This is a genomic window from Arthrobacter oryzae (assembly GCF_037911235.1).
Taxonomy (GTDB): Bacteria; Actinomycetota; Actinomycetes; order Actinomycetales; family Micrococcaceae; genus Arthrobacter; species Arthrobacter oryzae_E.
This window is the reverse complement of the sequence record NZ_JBBLYW010000024.1, coordinates 25,177-46,693: the sequence shown is the minus strand read 5'-3', so window position 1 is coordinate 46,693 and position 21,517 is coordinate 25,177. Positions and strand designations below refer to the sequence as shown.

The 21,517-nt window shown below is 66.8% G+C and carries 20 protein-coding genes; 7 read left to right on the top strand and 13 right to left on the bottom strand.

Annotated features, from left to right (window positions below; all coding sequences use genetic code 11):
- Positions 1 to 6 precede the first annotated feature (6 nt).
- Both WMN78_RS07965 and WMN78_RS07960 read right to left on the bottom strand, forming a co-directional pair.
- A complete protein-coding gene (locus tag WMN78_RS07965) occupies positions 7 to 546 on the bottom strand; it encodes a hypothetical protein (protein ID WP_340533144.1) in 540 nt (179 codons plus the stop codon).
- 58 nt (positions 547 to 604) lie between these two features.
- The gene (locus WMN78_RS07960) at positions 605 to 886 is read right to left on the bottom strand and encodes a hypothetical protein (protein WP_340533142.1); all 282 of its coding nucleotides are present in this window, start codon (positions 884 to 886) and stop codon (positions 605 to 607) included.
- Positions 887 to 1,021: 135 nt separating this feature from the next.
- On the opposite strand from WMN78_RS07960, the gene WMN78_RS07955 reads away from it, so the two are divergent.
- Together WMN78_RS07955 and WMN78_RS07950 are read left to right on the top strand one after the other, a co-directional pair.
- Positions 1,022 to 1,636, top strand: coding sequence for a PadR family transcriptional regulator (locus tag WMN78_RS07955; RefSeq protein WP_340533140.1), 615 nt, complete (start codon positions 1,022 to 1,024; stop codon positions 1,634 to 1,636).
- Positions 1,637 to 2,039: 403 nt separating this feature from the next.
- On the top strand, positions 2,040 to 4,220 hold the full coding sequence (locus tag WMN78_RS07950) for an elongation factor G-like protein EF-G2 (protein ID WP_340533138.1): 2,181 nt from the start codon (positions 2,040 to 2,042) through the stop codon (positions 4,218 to 4,220).
- A 4-nt stretch (positions 4,221 to 4,224) separates the two neighbouring features.
- Here the strand turns inward: WMN78_RS07950 and WMN78_RS07945 are convergent, their stop codons facing one another.
- Both WMN78_RS07945 and WMN78_RS07940 read right to left on the bottom strand, forming a co-directional pair.
- Complete coding sequence (locus WMN78_RS07945) at positions 4,225 to 4,902, bottom strand: alpha/beta family hydrolase (protein ID WP_340533137.1); 678 nt, start codon at positions 4,900 to 4,902, stop codon at positions 4,225 to 4,227.
- Positions 4,903 to 4,930: 28 nt separating this feature from the next.
- A complete protein-coding gene (locus WMN78_RS07940) occupies positions 4,931 to 6,847 on the bottom strand; it encodes an alpha-amylase family glycosyl hydrolase (RefSeq protein WP_340533135.1) in 1,917 nt (638 codons plus the stop codon).
- Positions 6,848 to 7,006: 159 nt separating this feature from the next.
- Here WMN78_RS07940 and ligD point away from each other — a divergent pair, with 159 nt between their 5' ends.
- The gene (ligD, locus tag WMN78_RS07935; protein WP_340533133.1) at positions 7,007 to 8,029 is read left to right on the top strand and encodes a non-homologous end-joining DNA ligase; all 1,023 of its coding nucleotides are present in this window, start codon (positions 7,007 to 7,009) and stop codon (positions 8,027 to 8,029) included.
- Positions 8,030 to 8,068: 39 nt separating this feature from the next.
- Here the strand turns inward: ligD and WMN78_RS07930 are convergent, their stop codons facing one another.
- Positions 8,069 to 8,689: an L-threonylcarbamoyladenylate synthase gene (locus tag WMN78_RS07930; protein WP_305940955.1), complete on the bottom strand. Its 621-nt coding sequence runs from the start codon at positions 8,687 to 8,689 to the stop codon at positions 8,069 to 8,071.
- Positions 8,690 to 8,878: 189 nt separating this feature from the next.
- On the opposite strand from WMN78_RS07930, the gene WMN78_RS07925 reads away from it, so the two are divergent.
- On the top strand, positions 8,879 to 9,307 hold the full coding sequence (locus tag WMN78_RS07925; RefSeq protein ID WP_340533131.1) for a VOC family protein: 429 nt from the start codon (positions 8,879 to 8,881) through the stop codon (positions 9,305 to 9,307).
- 26 nt (positions 9,308 to 9,333) lie between these two features.
- Here the strand turns inward: WMN78_RS07925 and WMN78_RS07920 are convergent, their stop codons facing one another.
- Entirely contained in the window at positions 9,334 to 10,443 is a 1,110-nt protein-coding gene (locus WMN78_RS07920; RefSeq protein ID WP_340533129.1) for a class I SAM-dependent methyltransferase, read from the bottom strand.
- Positions 10,444 to 10,643: 200 nt separating this feature from the next.
- Positions 10,644 to 12,278: a helix-turn-helix transcriptional regulator gene (locus tag WMN78_RS07915; RefSeq protein ID WP_340533127.1), complete on the bottom strand. Its 1,635-nt coding sequence runs from the start codon at positions 12,276 to 12,278 to the stop codon at positions 10,644 to 10,646.
- Between the two features lie 216 nt (positions 12,279 to 12,494).
- Here WMN78_RS07915 and WMN78_RS07910 point away from each other — a divergent pair, with 216 nt between their 5' ends.
- Entirely contained in the window at positions 12,495 to 13,880 is a 1,386-nt protein-coding gene (locus WMN78_RS07910) for an MBL fold metallo-hydrolase (protein WP_340533125.1), read from the top strand.
- Positions 13,877 to 15,208 (top strand): erythromycin esterase family protein, encoded by a 1,332-nt coding sequence (locus WMN78_RS07905; protein ID WP_340533124.1) that lies wholly within the window; start codon positions 13,877 to 13,879, stop codon positions 15,206 to 15,208. The genes WMN78_RS07910 and WMN78_RS07905 overlap by 4 nt, the downstream gene beginning before the upstream one ends.
- A 96-nt stretch (positions 15,209 to 15,304) precedes the next feature.
- On the opposite strand, the gene WMN78_RS07900 is transcribed toward WMN78_RS07905, so the two are convergent.
- Complete coding sequence (locus tag WMN78_RS07900) at positions 15,305 to 15,946, bottom strand: hypothetical protein (RefSeq protein ID WP_340533123.1); 642 nt, start codon at positions 15,944 to 15,946, stop codon at positions 15,305 to 15,307.
- Positions 15,943 to 16,596 (bottom strand): hypothetical protein, encoded by a 654-nt coding sequence (locus WMN78_RS07895; protein WP_340533121.1) that lies wholly within the window; start codon positions 16,594 to 16,596, stop codon positions 15,943 to 15,945. Before WMN78_RS07895 ends, WMN78_RS07900 begins: the two co-directional genes overlap by 4 nt.
- Positions 16,597 to 16,739: 143 nt before the next feature.
- Here WMN78_RS07895 and WMN78_RS07890 point away from each other — a divergent pair, with 143 nt between their 5' ends.
- Positions 16,740 to 17,609, top strand: a complete 870-nt coding sequence (locus tag WMN78_RS07890; RefSeq protein WP_340533119.1) for a universal stress protein — start codon at positions 16,740 to 16,742, stop codon at positions 17,607 to 17,609.
- Between the two features lie 108 nt (positions 17,610 to 17,717).
- Here WMN78_RS07890 and WMN78_RS07885 read toward each other — a convergent pair whose 3' ends face one another.
- The 4 genes from WMN78_RS07885 to WMN78_RS07870 all read right to left on the bottom strand — a co-directional run bounded on the left by WMN78_RS07885 (position 17,718) and on the right by WMN78_RS07870 (position 21,515).
- Complete coding sequence (locus tag WMN78_RS07885; RefSeq protein ID WP_340533118.1) at positions 17,718 to 18,521, bottom strand: maleylpyruvate isomerase family mycothiol-dependent enzyme; 804 nt, start codon at positions 18,519 to 18,521, stop codon at positions 17,718 to 17,720.
- Positions 18,521 to 19,348, bottom strand: coding sequence for a fumarylacetoacetate hydrolase family protein (locus WMN78_RS07880; protein WP_340533116.1), 828 nt, complete (start codon positions 19,346 to 19,348; stop codon positions 18,521 to 18,523). Before WMN78_RS07880 ends, WMN78_RS07885 begins: the two co-directional genes overlap by 1 nt.
- Positions 19,348 to 20,490 (bottom strand): cupin domain-containing protein, encoded by a 1,143-nt coding sequence (locus WMN78_RS07875; RefSeq protein ID WP_340533115.1) that lies wholly within the window; start codon positions 20,488 to 20,490, stop codon positions 19,348 to 19,350. Before WMN78_RS07875 ends, WMN78_RS07880 begins: the two co-directional genes overlap by 1 nt.
- A 155-nt stretch (positions 20,491 to 20,645) precedes the next feature.
- Positions 20,646 to 21,515, bottom strand: a complete 870-nt coding sequence (locus WMN78_RS07870) for an IclR family transcriptional regulator (RefSeq protein ID WP_425341133.1) — start codon at positions 21,513 to 21,515, stop codon at positions 20,646 to 20,648.
- Positions 21,516 to 21,517 lie beyond the last annotated feature (2 nt).

Sequence of the window (21,517 nt, the reverse complement as noted above, 5' to 3'; positions counted from 1 at the left end):
CCGGCGTCAGTCGACGGTGATACGTATCCCGGCGACTGCCCCTGTCCAAGGGCCGGTGGGGTCGTGCCGCATCAATTGGACTCCGACGTATCCGGGCCGTAGCTCGACCACCTGCGACAACACGCCTGCGCAGTCAAGATTGAGTGCCGGCAGCTCGACCCCGGTCCCTGGATCCTGGAAGATCGAGATTTGGGCATCGTGGATGCCCACACAGGACGCCGTGACGGTGTACGCGCCGGCAGTCTTCACTGTTGCGGTCTTGCTGAAGCCAACCCCGGGGCCATCTGCCGGGCCCGATTCGTCAAGAAGCACAGACCCGGCCGCCACTGCGAGGCGCTCTTCCAGTTCGGTGTAGTTGCCCGCTTCCGTGTCCAGAATCTCCTGACCCTTCGTCGGGACGGACGGTGCAGGACGGCCGCTATACACCGGGGCTGCAGCTGGCGGGGGATCGCTGGCGTCATCGTACGAACACCCGGCCAGCAACGCGCCGACCACCAGCAGCGCCGCAGTACAGCGGCCCCGTCCTGTTCCCCCATGACCAGACATGGGCCGAGTCTACGGTCCGTTCGCTGAAAGGCAAGTCAGCCCGGTCCGGGTGGCGGGTTCACACGCGACGCGACAGCAGGGCCAGGACAAGCCGGTAGGCGAAATACAGTCCGGCGATGGCTGCGGCAATTCCCAGGCCCCATGTGGCCTCAGGCCCCAGCGGGGACTCCACCCAACATGTGCTCTCCCCGTACCCTTCCATGTAGTCCACGCACCGTCCCACGCGGTATGTCAGCAGGGGAAAGGAGAATGCCACCACAACAAAAATGGCAACGGCCCAGAGCCACCATTCGGACCAGGGCCAGTTCCTCACCGCACGTCCGTCTCGGGTCCGCGTCATCTCCTCAGGCTAGCCGTATTACTGCGCAGGTCAACGACCGGTCCCGGACAAAACCATTGACCGGCGATAGCTACCGATATATCGTTAAGTATCGCCGATGGTCGGCGAATAGCTGGATTGAAAGGCGATGCCACCATGAAAGGCATTCACGACAAATTTGCACACAACGGGCCGGGACGGGGACGTTTCGAGCGCGGCCGGAGCCACCGGGGGCCCCATGGCCACGGCGGTGGCGGGTTCGGGCGGGGCTTTGGACCGGGTTTCGGGCCAGGCTTTGGGCCGGGATTCGGACCGGGTTTCGGGCCGGGCGGCCCACGCCGGGCCAACAGGGGCGATGTCCGCTCCGCCATTCTTGCCCTCCTCGCCGAGGCCCCCTCCAACGGGTACGGGCTGATTAAGACAATCGCCGAAAAGACTTCCGGGGCCTGGCGTCCCAGCCCGGGTTCGGTTTACCCGACGCTGCAGCAACTCGTCGACGAAGATCTGATCACACCTGTTGGTGAGGGCAGGCGCACCGAGTTCACCCTCACCGAAGCCGGCAAAGCTTACGTGGCGGACCACGCTGAGGAGCTGGGCAGCGCCTGGAACACCGACCCGGAAGGCACAGGACCCGCGTTTCATCAGAGCGTGGGGAAGCTCATGGGCGTCATTCATCAGTTCAGGGTGGCGGCAACCGACGAACAGCGCCTGGCCGCCGTCGAAAAGATTGATGAGGCCCGGCGCGCGCTGTACCTCATCCTTGCGGAGTGAGCCGGCAGGGCCTCGAATTGGCCCAGTGAGGTAACTGATACACACCGGAAACCTTGCGACGTTGCCGCGAAACATTGCACCGTTACGCTCATTCCTACCTGGACACAGCGGTCCACGCAGCGAACGGAAGGACACACCATGATGACTCTCTTGAGCACTTTGACACTCTCCCTTCATTCCGGCTGGAAGGACAGGGATCCGCATGCCGGCGGGCCAGGTTCCCTCAGCGCTTTCCCCAGCGGGCAACTCTCATCCTCGCCCTGGGAAGGGTGGTGGCACGACGAACCCTAGCCCGTCAGGCAGGGGCCACCACTCTCCCTCTTGAAGTTCAGCGGCTTCAGGGTGTCGAATCGTCTTACAGAGGCCGCATGGCGGCTCACGACTAAGACGCCTGGAGTTGCTCATGTCGGTAAAAGGCTCAAATGGCCGGGCCAAGAGCCCGGCCCGCGGCACCTCTGATTCCCGGAGGACGGACGCCTCCGCCGGGGCACCGGCGGACGCGCCAGAGAAAGTCCGCAATGTGGCGCTGGTGGGCCACTCCGGTGCAGGGAAAACCATGCTGGTGGAAGCGTTGCTGGCGGCGACCGGTGTGATCTCACGGATGGGATCGATCGCGGACGGGACGACCGTTAGCGACGCTGAACCCTCCGAGGTGCACCAACAGCGCTCCGTGGTGCTCTCCGTGGCCCCACTGGTGGTGGAGGGCATCAAGGTCAACCTCCTGGACACACCAGGCTACGGCGATTTCACCGGCGAACTCCGCGCGGGCCTGAGGGCAGCGGACGCGGCCCTGTTCGTGGTGTCTGCCATCGACGGTATTGATGCTGCCACCACGGCGCTGTGGGCCGAGTGCGACCAGGTGGGGATGCCCCGGGCGGTGGTGATCAGCCGCCTCGACCACCCGCGCGCGAACTTCGAGGCAACGGTGGCCGAGTGCCAACGAGCTTTCGGTGAATCAGTGGTGCCCGCCTACCTGCCGGTGCGCACCGGGGAAGCCACCACCGGGCTGCTGGGACTCCTCTCCGCAAAAGTGTCGGACTATTCGGCCGGCACACCGACCCCGCACGTGCGGGAAGCCAGCACGGAGGAACTCACGGCAGCCGAAGGCGCCCGGGGTACCCTCATCGAGGGAATCATCTCGGAGAGCGAGGACGAGACCCTCATGGACCGCTACCTCGGCGGTGAGGAGATCGATGTCGACGCCCTCGTCAGCGACCTGGAAACCGCCGTCGCCCGTGGAACCTTCTTTCCCGTCCTGGCAACGTCCGCCGAAACCGGACTTGGACTGGCCGAACTCCTGGAAATGCTGACCCGAGCCTTTCCCTCCCCGCTGGAGCGCAGCCTGCCGCAGGTGACCAGCCTCACCGGCGGACCCACCCCGCCGCTGGAATGCGATCCTGCAGGACCGCTGGCCGGGGAGGTAGTGCGGACCACCATCGACCCGTTCCTTGGCCGGGTCTGCCTGGTGCGGGTTTTCTCCGGCACGCTGCGCGACGACTCAGCCGTGCACGTCAGCGGACGGGGCCTGGCCGAGCGGGGTCACGAAGACCACGACAGCGACGAGCGGCTCACCCACCTTTACTCCCCGTCGGGGTCGAGCCTCAGGCCGGTGCCGTTCTGCGTGGCAGGGGATATTTGCGCGATTGCCAAGCTGGCCAATGCCGAGACCGGCGACACCGTTTCAGCCAAGGAGGCCCCCTTGCTGGTGGTTTCGTGGGACATGCCGGAGCCATTGATGCCCGTGGCCGTGGAAGCGGCCTCCCGAAGTGACGAGGACGCCCTCGCCAAATCCTTGGGAAAGGTGGCCGCCGGCGACCCGACCCTGCGCGTGGAGCGGAACTCCGAAACCCATCAGCTGATCCTGTGGTGCATGGGCGAGGCCCACGGCGAAGTGGTGCTGGACAGGCTCCGGGAACAAGGGGTCAAACTGCAGACCGTGGACGTGATCACACCGCTGCGGGAAACCTTCGCGGCGCCCGCTTCCGGCCACGGGCGTCACGTCAAGCAGTCCGGAGGCCACGGCCAGTACGCCATCTGTGACATCGAAGTGGAGCCCCTGCAGCGCGGCGCCGGCTTCGAGTTCGTCGACAAGACCGTGGGCGGGGTCATCCCGGGGCAGTACATCGGCTCAGTGGAGAAGGGAGTCCGGGCGCAAATGCAGAAGGGCGTGTCGGCCGGGTTCCCGGTGGTGGACATCCGGGTGACGCTCACCGGCGGCAAAGCGCACAGCGTCGATTCCTCGGATGCGGCGTTCCAGGCCGCGGGTGCCCTGGCCCTGCGGGAGGCGGCGGCAGCAGGGCGGATACAGCTCCTCGAACCGGTCCTGGCGGTGACGATCAGCGTCGCTGACGACTATGTGGGGGCGGTGATGAGCGACCTTTCGTCCCGGCGCGGCAGGCTGACCGGAACCGCCTCGGCCGACGGCAGCGGAACCGAGATCAACGCGGAAATACCGGAACAGGAACTGCTGCGCTATGCCGTGGATCTGAGGGCACTGACCGCGGGCACCGGCCGGTTCCGGCGTTCTTACCTTCGCCACGAGCCGGTCCCGCCCAACATGGCCCACACAGCACCGAGGCAGTGAACTCCTAGCCCTGCGAGCGCAGGAAGGCCGCGACCGGGGCCGCCACGGACGCACCGATCTCGTCGGCAGCCCGCTTCCTGCCGGCGACCGCAAACGAATGGTCCCCGCCGTCGTACCAGTGGAGCGTGGCCGTCGGCCCGATCCGGGCAACCACGCCCTCCAGCAGATCGGGGGTGGCGAAGGTGTCGCGCGTACCCTGCATGAACAGCATGGGAAGGGTGATGCCGTAGAGGTGCTCATCGCGCAGCTTCTCCGGTTTGCCCGGGGGATGCAGCGGATAGCCGAGGTACACCAGCCCGGCCGCCGGCATTCCCGCGGCCACGGCCATGGACGCCATCCTTCCGCCGAACGACTTGCCGGCCGCCCACACCGGACCCGAGTCGGAGTGTGCGGCCGCCCTGGCCACGGCCTCCTGCATGGCCGCACGCCACGTGGCTATGGCAAGGGGCGGCCGGTCCGGGAACTTCCGTCCGGCCTCGCGGTAGGGGAAGTTGAATCGCAAGGTGGCGACGCCGTCGTCATTCAGCGCGTTGGTGAAGCCGACCATAAAAGGGTGCTCCATGCCGGCGCCGGCGCCGTGCGCAAGGACGAGCGTGGCGGACGGGTTGTCGGGCCGGGCGTAGACGCCGGAGACCTGGACATCGCCGACGCTGATGGTTACGGGGGAATCGGGTGCGGGCATAAGTCCATGATGCCCGATCTGCCAGGGCTCAGCCGCGGTCCGGAGTAACCCGCAGCCAGCGGAACTCCTGTGGCCGGAGGACGACCCCTCCTTCGATTCGCACCGGGTTGCCGGTCAGCAGGTCCACTGCCCCGGCCGCGAATCCGGAAAGCGTCTGCGCCGTGACGGTCTGGTTTCCGTCGCTGAAGTTGGCAAGGACCAGGATGTGGGTTCCTTCGCCCGGCCGCTGGTAGCCCAGGACGCCCGGGTTGTTCGTGTCGAAATGGACCAGCCGTGTTCCGGCGAATTCCGGGGTTGCTGACCGCACCGAGATCATGGTGCGAAGGCCTTCAAACACCGCAGCCTCCGGGGTGCCCGGCTCGTGGCGCTTGGCGTACCTCTCGGCAGGGTAGTGCGGGCGGTGCACCCAGCGGCTGTCCGCGCCGTGGCCTTCCTCCAGCGCATAGCCGTAGTCGTTAAGCTGCGCCACCTCATCGCCAAGGTACAGCAGGGGGATCCCGCCGGTGCTGAAAATCACCGAATGGGCGAGCAGGATCCGGTCTATCGCCTGCCCGGTTCCGTCCTCAAGCCCGCAGAGCGACGCCGTCGTGCCGGAGATGCGGCAATCACCCGTCCGCGGGTTGTCCTGGAAGGGGACGCCGCGCGCGAAGCTGCCCGGGAACCGGTTGACGTAGAAGGAGTTGAGGAAGCGGCGGTGGTCGAAGCCGTTGATGCCCAGCTCCGCGGCGTCCTCGTCCGCGAACGTCCAGCCGATATCGTCATGGCTCCGTACGTAGTTCACCCAGGAAGTGCCCTCCGGAATGTTGTGCCGGCGCTCGAGGGCCTGCGACAGCAGGGCCACGTCCCGGGTGGCCATTGCCTCCCAGATCAGCGCCATCTGCAGCGGGTTGTAGGAAAGCTGGCACTCTGCCGGATCGATGTACAGCGCCACTTCGTCGGGGTGGACGATCGCCTCGGACTTGAACAGCAGCGACGGCGCGGCCAGGCGGCAGACGGCGTTGAAGGCCTGTAGCAGGGTGTGGGCCTCAGGGAGGTTCTCGCACGGGGTTCCGAGCTGCTTCCAGATGAAGGCGACAGCGTCCATCCGCAGGATGTCCACCCCTTGGTTGGCCAGGAACAGCATCTCGCCGGCCATGGCCCTGAAGACGTCCGGGTTGGAGTAGTTCAGATCCCACTGGTAGGTGTGGAACGTGGCCCAGACCCAGCGGCCGTCCTCCATCCGGATGAAGGAACCCGGGTGGTTCTCCGGGAAGATCTCGCGCACATTCTGCTCGAAGGCGTCCGGCATGGTCCGGTCGGGGTAGATCCAGTAGTAGTCGCTGTACTCCGGGTCGCCATCGGCCGCGCGCCTTGCCCAGTCGTGTTCATCCGAGGTGTGGTTGAAAATGAAGTCAACCACCAGGCTGATGCCGTTGGACCGCAGCTCAGCGGCCAGTTCACGCAGTTGTTCCATGGTCCCCAGTTTCGGGTTGACCTGGCGGTAACTGGAGACGGCGTAGCCGCCGTCGGAATGCGGTTCAGGTGCCAGGAACAGCGGCATGAGGTGCAGGTAGGTGAGGCCGAGCTCTTTGAAATACGGAATCCGGGCGCGGACTCCTTCGAGGTCCTCCGCGTAGCGGTCCACGTAGCAGACGCCGCCCAGCATGCTGTTGTCGAGAAACCAGCCGCTGTTGTGCTCCCGTTCCGCGTCCAGCGCCTTGAGCTCCGCCGGGCGGTCGTTCCACGAGCGGGCAGTCTGGAGGACCAGCGACGTCAGCTGGTCCTGGAAGTCCGGCTGTGTGCCGTACAGCGTATGGAAGAGCCGGTACAGGTCAGGGAAATGACGGTCGAGGCGCTCGCGGAAGTCGGCGCTGTCCTGTCCCTGCGGCAGGAGGCCCGCCTGCGCAGCCAGCGCGTTCAGGGCATGTTCCCTCGGTGTCTGGTCCACACCAGCGGCTTCAACCATGGAACGGGTCTCCTTCGACGATTTCCCGGGCACCGCGGGGCATCCGGCCAGTTCACATCCTTACAGACCGGCAGGCACGTGCCCAGTGGACAGGCCCAAGTTTCTTCCATTCGGGGGCCAAGTGCTGACGCGGCGGACCGGCCGGGGTAGGTTGTCACCATGGCGAGCGAATCCACCACCCTCACCGTCGACGGGCCCAACGGCCCCCGCGACATGCGGATCTCCAGTCCCGGCCGTGTCCTGTGGCCGGACATCGGCCTGACCAAGCTGGACCTCGCGCGCTACCTTGCGGACGTGGGGGAGGCCTTCATTGCGGCGAACGGCGGCCGCCCGGTGGCCCTGCAGCGGTTTTCGGACAACATCGACGGCGAGCAGTTCTTTTCCAAGAACCCCCCGAAGGGCACGCCGGACTTCATCCGCTCGGTGAAGGTGGTCTTTCCGAGTGCGCGCTCGCATCCCATGCTGGTCCTTGACGAACCGGCCGCCGCCGTGTGGGCCGCCCAGATGAATACCGTGGTGTTCCACCCCTGGCCGTCGCGCGCCGAAAACACGGACAACCCGGACCAGTTGCGGATCGACCTGGATCCCCAGCCGGGAACGGACTTCGACGACGCAATCCCCGCAGCCCTGGAGCTGAAGGAGGTGCTCGCGGAAGCGGGCCTCACCACGTTCATCAAGACCTCGGGGAACCGCGGTCTTCACGTCTACGCGCCGGTGGAGCCCACCCGCGAGTTCCTGGACGTCCGCCACGCCGTCATCGCGGCCGCCCGTGAACTGGAGCGGCGGATGCCGGACAAGGTCACCACGGCCTGGTGGAAGGAAGAGCGCGGCGAACGGGTGTTCGTGGACTTCAACCAGGCCAACCGGGACCGGACCATAGCCGGCGCGTACAGCCCCCGAGCACTGGGCCACGCGCCGGTGTCCTGCCCCATCACCTGGGACGAACTGGGCAGCGCGGACCCGAAGAACTTCACAATCCTCACCGTCCCGGAGCGGCTGAAAACCGTCGGGGACCCCTGGGCGGACATGAACGCCACATCCGGAAAGATTGACGTGCTGCTCGAGTGGTGGGAGCGCGACGTCGGCGCCGGGCTCGGGGAACTTCCGTTCCCGCCGGACTACCCCAAGATGCCGGGCGAACCTCCGCGGGTCCAGCCGAGCAGGGCGCGCAAGAAGGACTAGGCCCGGCCGGGCCGGGCGTTCGCAGGCGGAAGGCTCCTACTACTCGAACCGCGACGGGTCGCCCATGCCACGCCGCACCACCTCTGCCGAGCCGCCCGAAAAGTCAATGACCGTCGTCGGCTCCGCACCGCAGTCACCGGAATCAACCACGGCGTCCACCACGTGGTCCAGCCGTTCCTTGATTTCCCAGCCTTGGGTGAGCGGTTCCTCCTCGTCCGGCAGCAGCAGCGTGCTGGAGAGCAGCGGCTCGCCCAGTTCGGCCAGCAGCGCCTGGACCACGGCGTTGTCCGGAATGCGGACGCCCACGGTCTTCTTCTTCGGGTGCAGGAGACGCTTGGGCACTTCCTTGGTGGCGGGAAGGATGAACGTATAGCTGCCCGGCGTGACCGCCTTGATGCTGCGGAACACGTCGTTGTCGATCTGGACGAACTGGCCCAGCTGGGCAAAATCCTTGCAGACCAGGGTGAAGTGGTGTTTGCTGTCCAGCTGCCGGATGGCACGGATGCGGTCCAGGGCGTCCCTGTTACCCAGCTGCGCACCGAGGGCGTAGCAGGAATCGGTGGGATAGGCGATCAGTCCGCCGGACCGTAGCAACTCCACTATCTGGCCTATCGCGCGGGGCTGGGGATCATCGGGGTGCACGTCAAAATATCTGGCCATGCCCTGAGCTTAGGGCCCTGCGTTGATTTCTGCACTCGCAAGGCCCGCGCCCTGACCAGTGGCCCGGGATGCGCCGCCCCTATGCAGTTCCGCAGGTCTGGGGCAACATATGAAGTGTTCCAAGCCCGGGCAGCCGCCGGATCCACGGGCGGTCCGGGTACCGACCGGTACGAGAGGACACACCTGACGATGACCACGACACTTAATCCCTACCTCGGCTTTCGGGACAATGCCCGGGAGGCCATGAACTTTTACCAGTCCGTATTTGGAGGCGAACTGGCACTGAGCACCTTTGGCGAGTTCCACGCCAGCGAGGACGCATCGGAGCAGGACAAAATCATGCACGGCATGCTGACCACCGGATCCGGCATGGTCCTGATGGGGGCCGACACGCCCAACGGCATGAGCTACAAGCCCGGCGACAACTTCTCCGTTTCCCTCAGCGGCGAGGACGACGCCGAACTGCGCGGGTACTGGGAGAAGCTGTCCGACGGCGGCACCGTAACGGTGCCGCTCGAACAAGCGCCGTGGGGCGACACCTTCGGCATGTGCACGGACAAGTTCGGCGTTGCCTGGCTCGTGAACATTGCAGGTCCCCAGCAGGGCGGTCCCCAGTAGCAAGCGGCGGAAGCCCCGTTCGGCGCCTATTTGCGGGCCACGAAGTAGGCGTTGAACGGATCCTCCTCGAGTTCCCTCACCTCCACGGAGCCGAAGCCCGCGGCGCGGACCATGGACTCGGCAAGCTGCACCCCCCACACCGTCCCGAGTCCCTCGCCGCCCTGCGCCAGGGACACTGACATGCAGTGGAACGTGGAGATCGCGTAGAGGAAGGTCCCCCACGGGAGCCCAACGTTGTCGGTCAGGTTGCTTGAGGCCTTGATGTCGACCATGAGGAACGTGCCGTCCGGGCGCAGCGCACGGTGGATGTTTTGCAGCACTTTTGCCGGCCGGGCCTGGTCGTGGATCGCGTCGAAGACGGTGATGAGGTCGAGCCCTTCCTTGATGTCCAGGGCAGCTGCGTCCAGGAGTTCGAACCGGACGTTCGTCAGCCCGAGCCGCCGGGCTTCGTTCCGGCCGGCAAGCACGGCGTCCTCGAAGAAGTCGTACCCGGTGAACCGGCTTGCGGGAAACGCACGGGCCATGAGGTTCACGGCGTGGCCCGCTCCGCAGCCGACGTCAGCAACGTCGATTCCCGCCCGGAGCCTGTCCACGCAGCCGGTCAGCGGCAGTATGGCGGACACCAGGGATGCGTCGTGGACCGAGGCGCTGTCACCGGCTTGGATGTCCAGGAAATCAGGGTAGTCCTCATACCCCAGGCCTCCGCCGGTGCGGAATTTCTGCGCAATCTTGCCGGCCACCTCGCCCATCAGGGTGATGTACTGCAACGTCCGGGCCAGGTTGTCGACTCCGGGGCCGGAGACGGACGGTGCCAGCGCGGGGTCCAGCCGGTAGGTGCCTGCGGCGGGCTGGTATTGCACGAACCGGGCCGTCACCATGCCGCCGAGCCATTCGCGGACGTAGCGCTCGTGGAGACCCGCGGCGTCGGCGATCTGCTCGCTCGAGGCCGGGGGCAGTCCGGCCATCACTTCGAACAGCCCGGTCTGGTGGCCGATGCTGGCCAGGACTGCGGCCGAGCTGTCGTTGAGGATGCCCAGCAGCCGGGCCGCGGCCGCCTCAATGGCCTCCTCTGTTGTTGAGGCCTCATCGGTGGCAATTCCGGTGCCTGCCGTGAGGCCGATATCGGTGGTGGTCATGGTCTTTCCTTTCGTCGTTCCCGGACCTCGTTGTCCGGCTACTTCGAAAGTACTTTCGCGGCCGGGGGCGCCGCGTCGGGCGGATGATGCATCTTTCGCGGGGGCCGTGGGGGGAATGATGCAGGGGAACCGGCTGGAAGCGGCCGGAACCGGCACCGAAGCGGACGCACGACGGCGGCGTGTGCCGCCGTCGTCGTCCGTCAGGTCAGTCCGCGTTCCCTTGCCCAGCCGGCCGCGGCTGTCCGGCTGGAGACTCCGATCTTGCCGAAGATGTTCGCCAGGTGCCGCCCCACCGTCTTTTCGCTAATGACCAGGGCCTCCGCCACCTGACGGTTGCTTGCACCAGTGGAGATGAGTGCCAGGACCTCGCATTCGCGGGCTGTCAGGCCGCCCCTGTCCGAGGTGCCGGTGGCGCCGCCGGCACCGCGTTCCAGCCGTGCGATGTCCGGGCCGGCGCCGAGCTGGCGGTAGATGGCCAGCGCCGTGGCGAGGTCGGCGTCGGCAGCACCGGCCTGGTCCAGTGCGCGGCGGCAGCCGGCCAGCAGCTCATGGATCCGGGCCGTGCGGTAGCGTGCACGCTGGCCGCGGTAGGTGCGGGCAGCTGCGTCGAGGAAGGGCAGGGCGTCCTCCGCCCGGCCGGCGGACAGCAGGACCGCGCCGCGGGCCTGGCATGCCCATGCTTGGATGCCGGCGGAGGTGAAGCGTGCGGCTGTCCGTTCCAGCTCGGCGGTCAAGGCCTCGGCGAGCGCCAGGTCACTCTGGTCCAAGGCCAGTTCGGCGGCCGGCAGGAGCAGCCGTGCCCGGTCCAGGAGCCGGCTCTCGCCCAGGGCGGCGCGCAACTGGTTGAGCGCCAGCGCGGTGTCCCCGGCAGCGTGGCGCAGCAGGGCCTCTCCCGGCTGGGGGTCCACGCCGACGTCCCGTGCACGCCGGTAGGCGGCCAACGCACCGGCGGTGTTGCCGCGGAGCCGCCGGATCTCGCCCAGTTCGTAGTAGCCCGCACCGGCCATCCAGCCGTGCGAATCAACCAGGTTGTCGCTGGGGAGGCCAATTTCCCGTTCCACGGCATCCCAGCCGCCTTCGGCGCTGACCAGCTGCAGCTCGTGGACGCGGGCCACGCCGGTGTACACAAAGTCGGCTGACTGGCCCGCGGTCCAGTGTTCCAAGGCATCGGTCCAGGCGCGCATCCGGGCAAGGTCCCCGAGCTGATGGCAGAGGTGGATGACCGTGCAATAGATGTCCCCTGACCACACTGGTGCAACGTCGCCGGCCAGGACCGGCAGCATGGCCTCGTCCAGGTCGCTGAACCCGTCCTCGGTCCGCCCGGCTCGGACGCCGGCCAGGCCCGCCAGCACGCGGGCGAAACAGCCCAAGGTGGGGTCCGCCAGCCGCCGGGCCAGGGAGTCGAGTTTGTCAGCGGCGGCCTGAGCCGGTCCGGGATTTTCCTCCAAGTCCAGGGACATGGCACTTTCGAGATAGAGCAGGTAGCCGTGCTCAGTCCGTTCCGGCAGGCCCTGCAGCAGGCGCCGTGCCCGGTTGAGCCAGCCCGAGGCAACCACAAGATCCCCGCGCATGCCCCACTGCAGCGACAAAACAATTGCCTTCATTGCGGCGGCGGGCCGGTCTCCGCCCGCGGTGAGGCCCCGGTACAGCTCCTCGGCAACGGACTGCGATTCGGGAATGTTGCCCAGCCACCACATGGCGTCAGCCAGGGCATTCAAGTCCTGGAGCTCCAAACCCGTGGTGGTCCTGGCGGCGAGCAGCCCGTTCCGCACCGCGGGCCAGTCCCTGCGGGCATAGGCCGCGCGGGCGCTCGTGATCAAATCCTGTGCAGCCATTCGACGTCTCCAAGGGGTGCTTCCAGCGTACTGCCGGGCGCAGGCTCCCGAAAAGGCGGTGTTCCCGAAAGGCGGTGTTCCCGAAAGGCGGTGAGCGCGGGCAGCCATGACTTTCGGCCCTACGGGGACACCACGAAGAGGCGGAAGCTAGGACGTACATCTCCTCAACGGGAACGCTGCCCGAGGGAAGGCTGCCCGACGGGAACAGGGAGCTCCATGAAACACCGACACCACCCGCAACTCCGGTTTCTCGGAGCCACGGACAGCGTGACCGGTTCCAGGTACCTGGTTGAAGCCGGCGGGAAACGCATCCTCGTGGACTGCGGGCTGTTCCAGGGCTACAAGGTGCTCCGCGACCGCAACCGGACCCCGTTCCCTGTCCAGCCACGCTCCATCGACGCCGTGCTGCTGAGCCATGCGCACCTTGACCACACCGGTTACGTTCCCGCCCTGGTCCGGGACGGCTTTACCGGACCGGTGTATGCCACCGAAGGCACCACCGAACTGTGCACCCTGCTCCTGCCCGATAGCGGGCACCTGCAGGAAGAGGAAGCCAAATACGCCTACGAGCACGGTTCGTCCAGGCACAGCCCGCCGGTTCCGCTCTACACGGCTGCGGACGCGGTCCGGTCGCTCGACAGTTTCCGGGCGCAGGGCTTCGACACCCCCTTGGAGCTGGGCGGGGGCATCTCCGCGACGTTCGTGCCTGCCGGCCATATCCTGGGGGCCGCCCAGATCAGGCTCGACGTGGGCCAGCACTCCGTCCATTTCACCGGCGACCTTGGGCGCACCGATGATCCGCTGATGTTTCCGCCCCGCGGACTTGGCGCCGCCAGTATCCTCGTCACCGAATCCACGTACGGAAACCGCAAGCACTCGAGCCTGGATCCGGAACTGCAGCTGGGGGAGATTATCACCCGTGTGGCGAAGAAAAACGGCGTGATCATGATCGCCGCGTTCGCCGTGGGACGGGCGGAGACGCTGATGCTGCACCTGTCCCGCCTCCGCCGCAAGAACGCAATCCCGGACATCCCCGTATACCTGAACAGCCCCATGGCAATCGACGCCTCAGGAATGTACCAGCGCCACCCCGATGAACACCGGCTCAAGGAGCAGGAATACGAGGACATGTACAAGGTGGCCAAGATGACCCGAACGGTGGACGACTCGAAGCTGCTCAACCTCCGCGGCGGGCCTATGGTGATAATTTCGGCCAGCGGCATGCTCACCGGAGGCAGGATCCTGCACCACATTGCCGAATACGGAACCGACCCGAAGAACGTCATCATCCTCAGCGGTTACCAGGCCGGCGGAACCCGCGGCGCCGCGCTAGCCGCCGGCGAACGGCAGCTCCGCATCTATGGAGAGGACGTCCGGATCCGCGCCGAAGTGATCCAGATGGAAAGCCTTTCCGCCCATGCGGATTCCGACGGCCTGATCGAGTGGATGAGGGCGGCCGAGCGGGAACCGCGGATGACATACATCACCCATGGCGAACCGGAGGCGTCCGATGCCCTCCGCATCCGCATCAAGCGGGAACTCGGGTGGCGGGTGCGGGTGCCGGAGCACTTCGAAAGCATCTCGCTCGAGGACCCGACGTGACCAACGGAAACCGTGCCGTCCTGAGCATGCTGGACGAGATCCGAACCTTGGCCCGTCCACTCAAGGGAATCCGGGACCTTGACCGGCTGGTCCACCGGGCGGGCACCGGGCGCTTTGTGGCCATCGGAGAAGCCTCCCACGGCACCCATGAGTACTACACCATGCGTGCCCGGCTGAGCATGCGGCTGATTGAGGAGCAGGGATACAGCTGGATCGGCGTGGAGGGCGACTGGCCGGACTGCTGGCGGATCAACCGCTGGGTCCGCGGACAAAGCGGGCAGGACACGGGCGTCCACGCCATGCTGGCCGGGTTCGGGCGCTGGCCCACCTGGATGTGGGCGAACGAGGAAGTGGCAGGCTTCCTCGACTGGCTGCGCGGCTGGAACCTGGAGCGCCCCATGGAGGAGCGCGTGGGCTTCTACGGCCTGGACGTCTACTCGCTGTGGGATTCCCTGCGGGAGATCATCGGCTGGCTACAGGAGAACGAGCCGGACGCGGTTCCTGCGGCCATGCGGGCATGGCAGTGTTTCCTCCCGCATCACGAAGATCCGCATGAGTACGCCTGGCGCACGCGGCTGGTGCCCGAATCGTGCGAGGCGGACGTGGTTGCACTGCTCACCGAAGTCCGGAACCGGGCGCTGGCACCACGGGACCACGAACCGCGCGCCGAAAGCGACGAGGCCTTCGACGCGCTGCAGAACGCCGTAGTCGCCGCCAACGCCGAGCATTACTACCGCATCATGGTGCGGGGGGACAGGGAGTCCTGGAACGTCCGGGACCATCACATGGCGGACACGGTGGACCGGCTGAGTGCCCATCTCGGCCCAAAATCCAAAGGCATCATCTGGGAGCACAACACGCACGTGGGCGATGCACGCGCCACGGACATGGCGCGGGACGGGCTGGTGAACGTGGGCCAGTTGCTCCGTGAGCGCCACGGACCCGAAGGCGTGACCCTGGTGGGTATCGGATCGTACAGCGGAACAGTGATGGCTGCGGACGCGTGGGGCTCCCCGGAACGCGTTCTGACGGTCCCGGACGCCCGCACCGGCAGCCACGAAGACCTGCTGCACCGGGCGCTGGGTGCCCCGGCCCTGCTGGAATTCGGACGGGACAGGTCCGGGCCGTGGCTGTCAGCCTGGCTGGGGCACCGGGCCATCGGCGTTGTCTACCGGCCGGCCAGGGAACACGGCAACTACGTTCCCACGCGGATGGGAGGACGCTATGACGCCCTGATCTGGCTGGAACAGACCTCAGCGCTCCGTCCGCTCCATCACGAGGCTCCGCCAAGCGAGCCGGAGTTCGAAACGGAACCCTCAGGTTTCTGACGTCCTGCCGGCCGGCGCAGTGGGTCTACCGGCGCCGCAACATGAAAATGGCCGCGGGCACGTACCAAACCAGCGGCACCAGCCGCAGGACAGTGGTCAGCCAGCCTGTGGGAGACAGTGGCCCGGCATCCGGGATGACGGACAGCGTGGAGACGAACAGGCAGCCGCAGCGAGGGCGGCGACCCAGCCCAGGGGTGCAGGAAAAGCCTGCTTCCGCAGCGCCACCACGGCGATGGCGGTGAACATCACTCCGGCGGGCAGGTTTGCCAGGGCCAGCGTCACCAGGCAGAGATCCGCGACGGCGGCTGCCACCCCCGGCGCCACGGCGGCCTGCGACGGCAGCGTCAGGGTGATCTGGGCAGCCTGGCCCAGGATGTTCAGGCCCGCGCCGAGCACACCTGCAGCAAACGCAATGCCGGCCAGCGTCCCCGGTTCCCCCTCCCTCCGGTGCAGTAACGAACGCACGTAGCCCAGGAACCAGATCAGGGCAGCCGAACTGAACACGAAGAGCATGCTCTGTGCCAGGACGGGCGTTCTGTTGGCCAGCAGGAAGGCCGCGTAGCCGGTGTCCGAGGCCGTGGGCCACGGGCCCGTAAGCAGGACTTCCATGAAACCGCCGGCAATGCCGAGGGCTGCGGAGGCCAGGCCGGCCACGGCCCCCGCCAGCGTGATGCGTTCACCGTCCGACGGCGGATCGGCAGCCGGACTATCCGCCGCATCCTGCCGATGGCGGCTCATGCGCTTTCCTTGGCCGCCAGCAGGCGGCCCATCACAAGGCCGGTCACCAGCGCCATTCCCGCGGCCATCAGGATGGCGGCGGCAACACCGATGGCGATGACCGTCGTCGGCGGCTGTCCCGGCTGCCACAGCGGAGGTGCGACGGCGAAGAACACTCCCAGCCCCACGCACCACGCCACGGCGCTCCCGGCAACCCACCATCCGCCGTTCGGAAGATTCCGGCGGAGTTCCGGCCATTGCGCCAGTCCGATCGAACAAAGCAGCAGTAATGCGGCGGGCACCGCGACGGCGAATTGCAGGACGGGCGGCCAGGCCTGCCATTGCCCGGCGAAGGTGCTCGGGCTAAGCCCGATGAGCCAGGCAAGCGCGGCGCCGGCGGCGGTTCGTACGGTCCAGGAGCGCACCCGGAGTCCGGGCAGCGTGCGCTTGAGCACGTGAGCCTGGGCGAGCCCCATGGCCGTCCCCTCGGCAGCGCCCGCCACGGTCAGCCAGGCCAGCGCACCTGCGGCGTCCGGATTAATCACGAAGACGGCGACGACGGCGGGAGCCAGGAAGCCTGCAGTTTCGCCGAGGGTGACCCACAGGAACCAGCGCAGGAGGAACCTTTTTGGCCGCACGGGAGCGGCCAGCGCCGCCCGGGTGTCCTCCATGGCCCCGACGCTACGCGGGGCCCCCCGGCGGGGTGAGGGGCTTAAGGCCCTAACCGCGGCGTCGGACCCCGGAGCACACTGAAGGGGTCAGCGGCCGTCGGCGTGCTGATCCGAAAACGCGACGGAGAAGAGCAGGATTCAGAATGAGCAAACCAATCGTCGTCGGCATCAATGGCTCCACGGGAAGTGAGGCCGCAATGTCGTGGTCGCTTCACCGGGCGGCCAAGCTGAAGCTGCCGGTCATCGGAGTCCATGCGGTGGACGACCGCTGGATGTCACCGGACTTCCAGTACCACGAACTGATCAGGGAATCAGGCATGGAACTGCTGAGGCAGGTGCAGGAAGATGCCGCCAAGAAGGCGCCCGATGTTGCCGTCGATGTGCAATTGCGTCATGGCAGCGCCGGCTCAGCACTGAAGGATATGTCCAAAGAAGCCTCGATGGTGGTCATCGGATCGCACCACCGCCACTGGGCAGACGGCGGACCCATGACGGACCGGGCCCTCCAGGTCGTTACCGCCTCGGACAGCCCGGTGGCGGTCATTCCCACAGACCAGGGACCGGAGGGGCGTGGCGTGGTGGTGGGCGTGGACGGCTCGGAGGAGTCCCTGCAGGCCGTTGCCTTCGCCGCCGCAGAAGCGGACCGCGAGGGGGACGAGCTGACGGCAGTGCTGGCTTTCCGGCGGCCCGCGCGCTGGGTGCAGAGCGGGATGCCTGCCAGCGGCCTGGCTGAAGTCATTGAGGAAGAGGACAAAATCGTGCTCGCCGAGTCGGTCGCCGGCCTGCGGGACAGGTACCCGGACCTCGTGGTGAACCAAGTGCTCGACAAGGACACCGATCCGGCCAAGGCCCTCGTGGAGGCCGCCGCGAACGCCCGGCTCCTGGTGATAGGCAGCCGCGGGCGCGGGGGATTCAGCAGGCTCGTGCTTGGCTCCACCGCCCATGCCGTCCTGCTGCGTGTTCCGTGCCCCACGGTGGTTACCCGGGTGCACAAGGTCAAGCACGAGGAATAGCGCGCACCACCGGTGCACAAAGTAGGCCCCCTCCGCGGAGGGGGCCTACTTTGTGCACCGGGACGTCTCTCCCGCCATCCTGCCGGTTTAAGCGCTCGGGCCGGAGCGCTAAATCCACTTGGGTGCTGCAGGAACCTCGGGCAGGTCGGCGTCCGACGGCGGTGTGGCGGTGTCCGCTGTTGTGGCGCCTGTGGCTGTGGTGCTTGTTGCTGTCACACCGTGGGTGCCGCGTCCGGTGGCCCACTGCGTGATGGCCGCGAGCGGGCCGGAGATGACTGTCGGTGTTTCGGTGTCGGTGTCCCCGAAGACCATGGCGTCCGGCTGGTCGGTGACCTTGACGACCAGTCCGGTGTCGGTGCCGCGGGTGTGCCAGGCTCCTGTGATGTCCTTGAGGAGCCGGGCAAGGACCGGGGCCGGGATGTCGGCGAACGTGGCACCGTTGTCCAGGTCCACGGCGTGGACCCAGACTTCGCGGGTCCGCATCCACACGGTTTCCTCGGCCGGTACCAGGCGGCCCTGGATGGTTTTGACCTTGTGGTGCCAGGCCTCTGCCGGGAGGTCCCGCCATTCGACGTTCAAGTGCACGGCGGAGTGGTCGAACAGGTGCCGCAAGGCGATCGGCGGAAGGGTCGCGCCGAAGTCGATTTCGTGGTCCCGCACCGACGTGGAGGCATACATGGGCGTCTCCACGCCGGTGGCTGCCCACTCGACCAAACGCGCGATGGCCCGCGCGTTGTAGCCGATGTGGGCCGTCACGTGCCGCCGGGTCCAGCCCGGCAGCAGCGAATCTCCGTCAAGGTCCGCGTCGGAGAGCTCGTTGAGCTTGCGGGCGAAGAACGCCGTGCCCCGCCGCGCCTGCAGCAAACCCTCGAGCAGCTGCGGGTCGGTGGTCTGGTCGTGGCGGGCAACCATCAGGCTTCCTTGACCACGCGGTTGGTCAGCTGGCCCAGGCCCTCGATGGTGGTGACCAGGATCTGGCCTTCCTGCAGGTAGCGCTTGGGATCCTGTGCGTGGCCCACACCGCCGGGGGTGCCGGTGGCGATCACGTCGCCGGGGTTCAGCGTGATGATCGTGGAGATGTAGGAGACCAGGAATTCCGGGGTGAACACGAGGTCACCGGTCGGAGTGCTCTGCTGGACTTCGCCGTCCACGGCCGAGGTCATCAGCGGGCCGGCGGTGAACTCATCCTGCGTCACCAGGGCGGGGCCGAACGGGGTGGAGTTCTCCCAGGTCTTGCCCTGGAGCCACTGGATGGTGCGGAACTGGTAGTCGCGCATGGACACATCGTTCAGCACCGAGTAGCCGGCAATGTAATCCTTGGCGTCGGCTTCGCTGATCCGGCGGCCCTTCTTGCCGATGACGACGGCGAGTTCGGCTTCCCAGTCCACGGTGTCCGATTCCTGCGGCAGGGCCAGGTCATCGTTCGGGCCGATCAGGGATTCCTGGTACTTGGCGAACAGGGTGGGGTACTCCGGGATTTCCCGGCCCATTTCCTTGATGTGGTTGCGGTAGTTGTGGCCCACGCAGATGATCTTCCCCGGGAACGGGACCACCGGGGCGAGGTCCGCGCCCTCGAGCGGGTGCGATGCACCGGTGGCGGACTTCGCTTTTTCTTCCCAGGCGGAGTCCTTCAGGAGTTCCCCGACGTCGGCGAACCCGTCGATCTCGGTCAGGGTATCGCCGTCCTGGCGGACAGCCTGGGTCGTGCTGTTTCCGGTGCGGAGGGTGAGGAGTCTCATTACTTGTTGCGTCCTTCGATGTAGGTGCGGTTGAAGTTCAGGCGTTCGAATATGGGGGCGTCGCTGAACCGGAACAGGTCAAACGAAGTTTGTGAATGAGTTTCGGCCTGCAGGGACCACTGGGCCCAGGACGGGACAACGAAGAGGTCGCCCTTTTCCAGGTTCCGGGTTTCGCCGTTCAGGACCACGGAGCCGGTTCCTTCGAAGACCTGCCAGACACTGGAGCCGACCTCGCGGACGGTCTCGGTGGACGCGCCGGCCCGGAAGCGGTGGAATTCGGCCCGGATGGTGGGCATCACGTCCCCGCCGGTGGTGGGGTTGGTGTAGCGGACGGCGGCGTGGCCCTGGGACACGGTGGCCGGGTGGCCCTCGTCCTCGAGCAGGAGCTGCTCGGTCAGGGCACGGTCGGTGTATTCCCAGCGGTACGCGGCGATGGGGGAGCTGGTGGTGTCATCCAGGCCGGAGAGCGGGCGCAGGCCGGGGTGGGCCCAGAGCCGCTCGGAGCGGGAGATGTCCGGGGTGGCCTCGTCGGTGACGCGCTCGGTGCCGAACTCGAAGAACCCGGCGTCGGCGTAGTGAACGAACGGGATGTCCAGGCCGTCGATCCAGGCCATCGGCTCATCGGTGTCGTTGTGGTGGCCGTGGAAGTTCCAGCCCGGGGTCAGCAGGAAATCGCCGCGTGACATCCGCACCGGATCCCCGTTCACCACAGTCCAGACGCCTTCGCCCTCAACAACGAAACGGAACGCGTTCTGGGAGTGGCGGTGCTCCGGGGCGGTCTCACGGCCGCCGAGGTACTGGATCGCAGCCCACAACGTCGGGGTGGCGTACGGGGTACCGGCCAGGCCGGGGTTCGCCAAGGCAATGGCGCGGCGCTCCCCGCCGCGGCCCACGGGCACCAGGTCACCGGCACGGGCAGCCAGCGGATACAGGTCGCTCCACCGCCACACGTGCGGCACAGCCTTCGGGGACGGGACCATCGGCATCAAGTCCGCGATCTCCGTCCACAACGGGATCAGGTTCTCCCGGTCAAAATCCCGGTACAGCTCTTTCAGCTGCGCAGCTTCTTCAGGCGTCGGCTCCGGAGCGGTAAGCCCCGCGGCCACTGATTCATGAGTCGTGTTCTCGGCGCTGATGGACACGTGGGCCTCCTCGATAGGTCAGAACGGTTTTTGGCGTAGTTCGACTCTACGGATGCCGCCGTGTGACCCCCAACATATTCTGCTAGTCAGAATTCTTCGGCTGCGGTGCCCTGCGGCCTGATCCGACCGGCGCGGTGTTCAGTCCGGCCCGGTTCTCAGTCCGGCTCGGCCGGATTGGCCGCGATGTCGATCTCGAGCTGACGGCAGGTCTCCCGCAGGGCGCGGACGAGTCCGGCGTCGAACACCCTGCGGAACCGGGTTGCCGGAGTGGCGACGCTGAGCGCGCCGACGACGTTCCCGTGCCGGTTGTGCAGGGCGATTCCCAGAGCGCTTACACCCTCCTCGGTGCCTTCGAAGTTGGCGGCAAATCCGTTGCTGCGGATGGATTCCAGCTCGCGCAGGAAGGCAGGGTATTCGGCAGCCGGGATGGTGTCCCCGCCAATCTCGGCATTGTTGCTGCGGAACAGCTGTTCAATCATGTGAGGTTCCAGTTCGGCGAGCATGGCCTTGCCCCCGGAGGTTTTGTTTGCAGGCATCACCGTTCCCTGCCGGTCACCGACCCGCAATACATTGTTTCCTTCCACCGTGGCCAGGAAGCGCACTTTGGTGCCCACCCGCACCATGAGATTGACGGTCTCGTTCAGTTGTGCGGAGAGCAGCTCCATGTGCGGCTGGGCGAGCGATCGGAGCAACCTGGTCCAGCTCAGACCAGCCGGCCCCACCCCCATTGCCGGACCGGGCACGTAGCGGCGGGTTTCATCCTGGACGGCGAAACCGCGGTAGACCAGCATCGCCAGGAGGCGGTGGGCGGTGGACGGGGCAACGGCCAGCTCCTCGGCCGCATCCTTGAGCCTCAGTGCTCCACCGTCGCGGAGCAGCTGCAGGAGCTGCAGCGCGTTGTCCACCGCCTCGATCGAGTAAGTGGGCCGCTTCTGCACGGGTTTCCGGGCTGATTTGGATGACGGCCTAGGGGTTGGCTCTTTCTGCACATCAGAATTATATTGTGGTTCACCTCCAACGGCCATGA